The sequence below is a fragment of the Stenotrophomonas sp. TWI1409 genome (assembly GCF_039673015.1).
Classification (GTDB): Bacteria; Pseudomonadota; Gammaproteobacteria; order Xanthomonadales; family Xanthomonadaceae; genus Stenotrophomonas; species Stenotrophomonas maltophilia_A.
On the sequence record NZ_JBDJKU010000014.1, the window covers coordinates 66,171 to 73,631 of the forward strand.

Annotated in this window: 8 protein-coding genes; 3 read left to right on the forward strand and 5 right to left on the reverse strand. The window is 66.7% G+C overall.

The features are described from left to right. Nucleotides 1-66: 66 nt before the first annotated feature. Nucleotides 67-1,815, reverse strand: coding sequence for an autotransporter outer membrane beta-barrel domain-containing protein (locus ABE423_RS06905; RefSeq protein ID WP_346485516.1), 1,749 nt, complete (start codon nt 1,813-1,815; stop codon nt 67-69). A gap of 202 nt (nt 1,816-2,017) precedes the next feature. On the opposite strand from ABE423_RS06905, the gene ABE423_RS06910 reads away from it, so the two are divergent. After that, nucleotides 2,018-2,458: a hypothetical protein gene (locus tag ABE423_RS06910; protein ID WP_346485518.1), complete on the forward strand. Its 441-nt coding sequence runs from the start codon at nt 2,018-2,020 to the stop codon at nt 2,456-2,458. A gap of 347 nt (nt 2,459-2,805) precedes the next feature. On the opposite strand, the gene fabR is transcribed toward ABE423_RS06910, so the two are convergent. Further along, entirely contained in the window at nt 2,806-3,459 is a 654-nt protein-coding gene (fabR, locus tag ABE423_RS06915; protein ID WP_346485520.1) for an HTH-type transcriptional repressor FabR, read from the reverse strand. Nucleotides 3,460-3,551: 92 nt separating this feature from the next. Here fabR and ABE423_RS06920 point away from each other — a divergent pair, with 92 nt between their 5' ends. After that, complete coding sequence (locus ABE423_RS06920; protein WP_346485521.1) at nt 3,552-4,622, forward strand: ferredoxin reductase; 1,071 nt, start codon at nt 3,552-3,554, stop codon at nt 4,620-4,622. An 11-nt stretch (nt 4,623-4,633) separates the two neighbouring features. After that, nucleotides 4,634-5,782 (forward strand): acyl-CoA desaturase, encoded by a 1,149-nt coding sequence (locus ABE423_RS06925; RefSeq protein ID WP_346485523.1) that lies wholly within the window; start codon nt 4,634-4,636, stop codon nt 5,780-5,782. A 5-nt stretch (nt 5,783-5,787) separates the two neighbouring features. Here ABE423_RS06925 and ABE423_RS06930 read toward each other — a convergent pair whose 3' ends face one another. The 3 genes from ABE423_RS06930 to ABE423_RS06940 are packed head-to-tail and all read right to left on the reverse strand — an operon-like array spanning nt 5,788 to nt 7,324. Further along, entirely contained in the window at nt 5,788-6,123 is a 336-nt protein-coding gene (locus ABE423_RS06930) for a tetratricopeptide repeat protein (RefSeq protein WP_346485525.1), read from the reverse strand. Then, entirely contained in the window at nt 6,123-6,698 is a 576-nt protein-coding gene (locus ABE423_RS06935) for a flavin reductase family protein (protein WP_033833194.1), read from the reverse strand. The genes ABE423_RS06930 and ABE423_RS06935 overlap by 1 nt, the downstream gene beginning before the upstream one ends. Further along, nucleotides 6,695-7,324, reverse strand: a complete 630-nt coding sequence (locus ABE423_RS06940; protein WP_346485527.1) for a superoxide dismutase — start codon at nt 7,322-7,324, stop codon at nt 6,695-6,697. The genes ABE423_RS06935 and ABE423_RS06940 overlap by 4 nt, the downstream gene beginning before the upstream one ends. Nucleotides 7,325-7,461: the final 137 nt, after the last annotated feature.

Genomic DNA, 7,461 nt, shown 5'->3' on the forward strand with positions numbered 1-7,461 from the left:
TGCCCGGCAGGGTGCGATCGAAATCGAGGAACGCCGCCCCGGTCTGGCCCCGGGGCGGCGAGGGGCTTACCAGGCGGCGCGCAGGCCGACCTGGGCACCGTGGTTGCGATAGCCGCTGTCGCCACGCTGTACACGCAGGTCACCCCATGCGCTCCAGCGCTGGCCCAGCTGAAGCTGGGCACCGGCCTGCACTTCGTAGCGGTTCTCCGGCGTCTTCGCGCTCAACGACTCACTGTTGAAGCGCATGGCCTCATCGCGCTGGCCACGCAGCCAGTTCGCCGCCAGGAACGGCTGCACGCGGTTGCCCTGCAGCGTGCTCTGGCCAAACAGGCGTACGCCGAGGCGGCTGTTGAGGCCGCCGCCGCGGCCATCCTCGACCGTGGTGCCATTGTTTTCGACCAGGCTGTCGCCGTCGTAGTCGGTCCAGGTCAGCTGCGCCTGCGGTTGCAGGTACAGCGTGCTGGCCTCACTGCTGCGGATGGCCCACGCATATCCGGCTTCCAGCGATGCGCTGCGGGTCCTGGAGTCGTAGGTCTCGCGGGCGATGCCTTCGCCCTGCACCTCGTTGTCGAAGCGTGCCGCCTGCAGCCAGCCGTCCACATACAGGCCGGCACTGCTCTGTGCATCCTGCACCCAGCCCAGGTAGACACCGGCCGACTTGCCCTTGACCTTGCCGCGCGTGCCATAGCCGCTCAGCGTCGACACCGCCTGCGTGGTCGCCTCGCCGGTGCCCAGCATCACGCCGACCTGGCCACGGCCATCGCCCCAACGCCAGACATCGCTGCCCAACTGCAGGGTGTTGATGTGGGTACGGGCGTCAACCTGGCCGGCCACGTTCGCCTGCAGCTGGTCACGCCCGGCGCGCACCCAGGTGCCGATGCGGGCGCGGTCGAAGCCGGGCTCGCCGCGGTCGTGGCGGCGCAGCTGGAACATCTGCACGGCCGCGGCCTGGTTGGCCAGGTACGCGCCCGGCTCCGGACGCAGCACGGGGACCGGATCGACGGGATTGACCGGGTCCTCCGGATCGACCGGATCGACCGGGTCAACAGGATCGACCGGATCCACCGGACCAGTGCCCTGGCACTCCGGCAGCGACGGATTGATATCGCATGGATTGCCGGTGTAGGCCGAGGTCAGGTACCAGTTGCCGTTGGTCGCGCCCGGAGTGCCCTTGCGCAGGAAATACTCGTACATGCCGCCGATGGCGCGGCCCTGCAGCGCGAGGTGACCATTGCTGGCACCGTCCACCTGCATCAACGGAATGCCATTGACGGTCTGTGCACCAGCGCCGGCAATGTTGTTGACGGTGACCTGGGTGGTGCCGCTGGTATTGCCGGTGACATGCACGCGCGAGCTTGCTGCGTCGTCGCCGGCCAGCACCGTGTTGAAGTGCAGGGTGCCGCCGTTGCCGGCGTAGTTGCCGTTGACGGTCAGCTGCGGATAGGCCGCCGTACCCGCAGCACCGAGGAAGATATTGCTGCCTGCACCCAGGGTGAGGTTGCCGGTGTTGCTGTCGCCGGACAGCGTCCAGCGACCGCCCTGGTCGACGATGACATCGGCCGGGCCGAGGATGCGGCCGGTGAGGTCGAGGCCGTCAAGGAAGCGCAGCGTGCCGCTGGCGGTATCGGCAATGGTGAAGTTCCCGGCCAGCGTGGAAGTTCGGCCGCTAAAGTCGAACAGGGCACCTGCATTGGCCTGCAGAAGGTTGCCGTTGCCACCCTTCAGCGTGGCGCCGTTCTGCACAATGAAGCGGTTGACCTGCGGAGCTGAGCCCTGAGTATTCGCGCTGAGCGCTGCGCCAGCGGTTCCTTCCACCGAAGAGCCATCGACAAGTACGTACCACCCATCTGGGCCCATGGCGGGCTGGCCACCGGCGTTGTGTCTGCTGTCGATGCCATCCTGCGCGCCGACGACAGAAGAGCCGCTGCGTAATTCCAGAATGCCCGCCAGCATCAGGACGCCGTGCACATCGCCAGCAAAGGCCGTCGATGAGGCACGGATGGTTCCGCCACCCGAAATGCGCGAAGCCGTAAAAGGACTTTCGACGCGGCTGTTTGAAATGGCGATGACTGTGCGCGCCGATGTCGGGTTGGACAGAAATGCACTGGTGTTCAGGCCGGCCAGCGTGCTGCCTCGGATGTCGCCGGCGGAATCCATCAACGAGACCAGGCCGGCGGATGCGTTACTGAGCGTGACTGTCGAATCCTGCGAATTTACTCTGCCGACGCGAGTGCCATCGACGGTCAGATGCGAATTGCTGCGGAGCGTGAAGTCCTGCCCGACCCAGACATGGCCCGGAACGACCGTAGCGGACGCGCCGTTGTTCAGATCAACGGCCGCGGCCTCCATGGAGGGCACGAGAATCAGCCCGGCGAGTGCAAGTGCCAGCCGTGATCGGACAAGCGTGGAAGGAAACTTCGGCGTGAACTGCATCATGCGCATGGGTGTTTCTCCTTGAAGCCTATTGGGGTGAGACCTGCATCCGCAGGACCGAAGGCGGCACTGTGCGGATCGGGTCTTGCCTGGGCCATGCAATTAATCTGAAACGACTGCAGCGGTACTTGCCGGATTCAAACCCCGTTCAATAACTCACCAAACTGAATGGAGCGCGTTGTCTGAATAATTCAGCGTACGTGAGAGCGCAGTGAATGGCGCGTGCAGGATGCTCAAACTGCGCATCTGCAATCTAAATCCGGGACAGCGGCCACAGTTCATCGGCGCCGTGGCGCTGCGTGGCGGGCTTCATGGAGCTGGGGCGGGTCAGAGCCCTTTCCTCTGGAAAGGGGTCCGACCCAGGGGCCTCGATCAGCCGCGGCGGAACGCGGCGGGGGTACGGGCGCCGACGATGATCATGCGGATCATCGTGGAGATCTGCTCGACCAGCTCCGGATCCTTCTCCGGCGGCAGGTCCATGGCGGTGGCACCCATCGCGAACACCAGCCGGGTGATGGCCTTGGCCACCAGTTCCGGGGCATGCAGTACGGCGCCATCCAGTGCGGCCAGGCGCACCAGGTCGTGCTGCAGCTCTTCCTCGAAATAGTGCAGCTCGCGTTCGACCGCGTGCTTGAAGTCGTCCGAGCCGACCGCGCCCTCGCGCAGCAGCACGTGCAGCAGCTTGTCGTCGGCGCGCAGCTGTTCCATGAAGGTCTCCACCGAGACCCGCACCACGCTGGTGGCGGTGGAGGTGGCGCGCTGCCGGGCCTCGCCGATGATGGTGCGCAGCGAGCGGCCGGCCGCATCGATGAGCGCCACGGCCAGTTCGTCCATGTCGCGGAACTGCCGGTAGAAGCTGTTCGGCGCGATGCCAGCCTCACGTGCCACTTCGCGCAGGCTGAGCGTGGACAGGCTGCGGTGCGGCCCGATCAGTTTCAGGGCAGCAGCCAGCAGATCCTCGCGGCTCACCGTACGGCGGGCCGGGCTGTTGGCATCGGGCGTCGACAAGGCGGTGGCGGCGGCCATGGGGGTTCCGGTGGGGCGAGGCTGAATCATACCCAATCCGGTTCAATATACACATGTATACACAGGTGTATGTGCGCCCGTATAGTGCGCCCATGAGCGCTGTCGTCCGTCCGTCCCTGTTCTCTCCGTACCGCTGGGTCTCGCCGTCGCTGTTCGATTTCTGGGCGGGCCAGCTCAATCCCCTGTGGACCCTGCGCGAGCCGGTGGCCCGCCTGGTCCGGCGCGAGCCGGCCGGCGAGGGCGCGGCGACCCTGGTCCTGCGCACCAACCGGCACTGGGCCGGCATGCGCGCTGGCCAGCACGTCACTCTCGGCGTCGAGATTGAAGGGCGCCTGTGGCAGCGCAGCTACAGCCCCACCGCACTCGGTCGGCGCGAGCTGGCGATCACCGTCAAGGCGATCGATGGCGGCCGGGTCAGCCAGCATCTGGTCAATCATGCGCAGCCGGGCGAACTATTCCGCCTCGATGCCGCCTTCGGCGAATTCCATATGCCGGCCGCGGCGCCAGTGCTGCTGCTGGCGGCCGGCAGTGGCATCACGCCGATGCGCAGCCTGCTGCGCGACACCTGCCAGCGCCCGCTGGCGGCGCCGGTGGACCTGTTCTACTGGGAGCGCACCGCTGCCCATCTGCAGTTCCGTGATGAACTGCAGGGGCTGGCCGCAGCGCATCCGAACCTGCGCGTACACCTGCTGACCACCCGCGAGGGTGAGGTGCCGGCCGCGCGTATCGATACCCATGATCTGCAGGTGGCCGGCGATGACACGCCGGTGGCGCAGCGCCATGTGCTGGCCTGCGGCCCGGACGGCTTCGTTGCCGCCGCGCGTGAACGCCTGGCACATCAGGTGGCCGGCTTCCAGGCCGAAGCCTTCACCCCGCCGGCGCCGTTGCGCGATGCCAGCAGCGAAGGTGAGGTGTCGCTGACGCTTGCGCGCAGTGGCCGCCAGCTGAGCGTACCGCGTGGCCGCTCGCTGCTGGAAAGCCTCGAAGCCCATGGCATCAAGCCCAAACACGGCTGCCGCATGGGCATCTGCAACAGCTGCAGCTGTGACCGCGTCAGTGGCGCCACCCGCCACCTGCGCACCGGCGACCTGCAATCCGAATCGGCACAGCCCGTGCGGATCTGCGTGAGCGCACCGACCACCGACCTGACCCTGGATCTCTGAGGACGCCTGCCATGACCCGCGCTACCGACCGTGCCCTGAGTACTGCCGAGATGCATGCCTTCGGTGAGGAACTCGACGCGATCCGCGACCGTGTGATCGGCAGCCTCGGCGCCTCCGATACCCGCTACATCCGCCGCGTGGCCGCCGCCGTGCGCTGGTTCGGCGTGGGTGGCCGTGGCCTGCTGTTCCTGGCGGCGTTCTCGCCACTGTTCTGGGTGCCGCTGCTGTGGCCGGCCGCGATCACCGGCACGCTGCTGCTGGCGCTGTCGAAGATCCTGGAGAACATGGAGCTGGGCCACAACGTCATGCACGGCCAGTTCGACTGGACCGGCGACCCCAAGCTCAACGGCAACACCTACGAGTGGGACATCGTTGCCACCGCCGACAACTGGCGCAAGACCCACAATTTCCGCCACCACACCTACACCAACGTGCGTGGCATGGACGATGACATCGGCTACGGCCTGCTGCGCATCTTCCCGGAACAGCGCTGGAAGCCGTTCTACCTGCTGCAGCCGATCATCGCGCCGATCTTCGCGCTGCTGTTCCAGTGGGGCGTGGCCGCGCAGGACCTGCGCCTGGGCCGTTGGCTGAAGGGCCGCATCAGTGGCCGTGCGATGTGGATGCAGACCCGCCCGGTGGCGCGAAAAATGGCCCGTCAGGTGCTGAAGGACTACGTGTTCTTCCCGCTGCTGGCCGGCCCGTTCTTCCTCACCGTGATGCTGGGCAATCTGGTGGCCAACGGCCTGCGCAACATCTGGACCTACGTGATCATCTTCTGCGGGCACTTCACCGCCGAATCGGAAACCTTCCCGAAGGAGTGCCTGCGCAATGAGTCGCGCGGCCATTGGTACCTGCGCCAGCTGCGCGGTTCGTCCAACATCAGCGGCGGCTTCCTGATCAACGTGCTGTCGGGCAACCTCAGCCACCAGATCGAGCACCACTTCTACCCGGACCTGCCGGCCAACCGCTATGCGGCCATCGCCAAGGAAGTGAAGGACATCTGCCGCCGCTACGGCCAGCACTACAACAACGGCTCGCTGCCGCGCCAGTTCGGCCAGGTGGTCTGGCGCATCCTGCGCCACGCGTTCCCGAGCAAGCCGCGCCGCCTGCCGATGTCGGACATCATGTCCGCACCGGCATCGGCCAACGCGGGCTGATCGACTCAGTCCGCTTTCGCCAGATCCGCCCGCTCGCGGTCCAGGCGTCGCAGGAATACCTGCATTTCCTTGCGTGCCTGCTGGTCGCCCTTGCTGCCGGCCACGCTCAAACCGCGTTGCCACGCTTCGCGCGCCGCCTGCGGCTGGCCACTGGCCAGCCAGGCCTTGCCCAGCAGCTTCCACGCTGCCGAATACTGCGGATCAAGGACCACGCAACGGCCCAGATGGGTCGCTGCGCGCACCGGGTTGCCGGCATCCAGCCAGCCCTTGCCCAGGCCGAAGCGCAGCAGCGCGCCGTCCTTGCCGCTGGCCAGCATGCATTCCAGAGCCTCGATGTTCATCAGCGCACCTCCACCAGCAGCTCGGCCGGTCCCGGCTGGAAGCGGCCGCGATGGAACAGCAGTGGCGCGCCGCCGTTCTCGTGCACTTCGATGATGCGGCCGGCCAGCAGCAGGTGATCGCCTACCGGCCACTGCGCATGGCGGGTGCAGGTGAGATGCGCTACCGCACCGGCGATGCGTGGCGGGGCGTCCTCGTCGTCATCCAGCAATGCCAGACCGTCGAAGCGGTTGCGTACCTGCGGATCGGCAAAGCGCCGGGCCAGTGCTTCCTGGTCGGCCGCCAGCACGCTGATCGCAAAGCGGGTGGCGCGCTGGAAGGTGGAAAGACTCTGCGCGTGCAACGCCAGGTTCCACAGCACCAGTGGCGGCTGCAATGACACCGGCACGAACGAATTGATGGTCAGGCCGATGGGCTTGCCCTGCGCATCGCGCGCGCAGACGATGGCCACGCCGGTAGGAAAGTGGCCGAGCAGCCGCCGCAGTGCCCGCGGCGGCATCTCGACCGACGGCACCGGGGCCGGGGCGGGGAATACCCCCGCCCACGGCCCGGCGTACGGCAGTGTCTCGCCGCTCATGAGGCCCTGGCCTGGCGGTAGCGCCGGCCGACCTCGGCCCAGTTGATGATGTTGAAGAACGCACCGATGTAGTCCGGGCGACGGTTCTGGTAGTGCAGGTAGTAGGCGTGTTCCCAGACGTCCAGTGCGAGGATCGGGGTATTGCCGGACAGGCCGACCGTTGCACCCATCAGCGGGCTGTCCTGGTTGGCGCTGCTTTCAACCTTCAGGCGGCCGTCGCGATCGCTGGTCAGCCAGGCCCAGCCACTGCCGAAGCGGGTCTGCGCGGCCTTGGTGAAGGCCTCCTTGAAGGCATCGAAGCCACCCAGATCGCGGTCGATGGCGGCGGCCAGTTCATCATCGGGTGCGCCGCCGTTGGTGCTGAGTGCGGTCCAGAACAGGCTGTGGTTGGCGTGGCCACCGCCGTTGTTGCGGACCGCGCCACGCTGCGCCTCGGGCACTGCATCGAGGTTGGCGATCAGCGCCTCGACCGGCTGCTCGGCGATGCCGGCCTGCTCGATGGCGGCATTGAGGTTGTTGACGTAGGTCTGGTGGTGCTTGCTGTGGTGGATTTCCATCGTGCGCGCATCGAAGTGCGGCTCGAGGGCGTCATAGGCATAGGGGAGCGGGGGAAGCGAGTACGACATCGAAGCAATCTCCGTGGGGAAGGCCAAGAGGGCTGGCCGTGGGGAGACTGTTATCGCACCTCAACAATGGTTGAGGTCAATAGATCAAGAGGTCAAGACGGAGGCGTGGTAGTGCCGGCCGCTGGCCGGCATTCAGC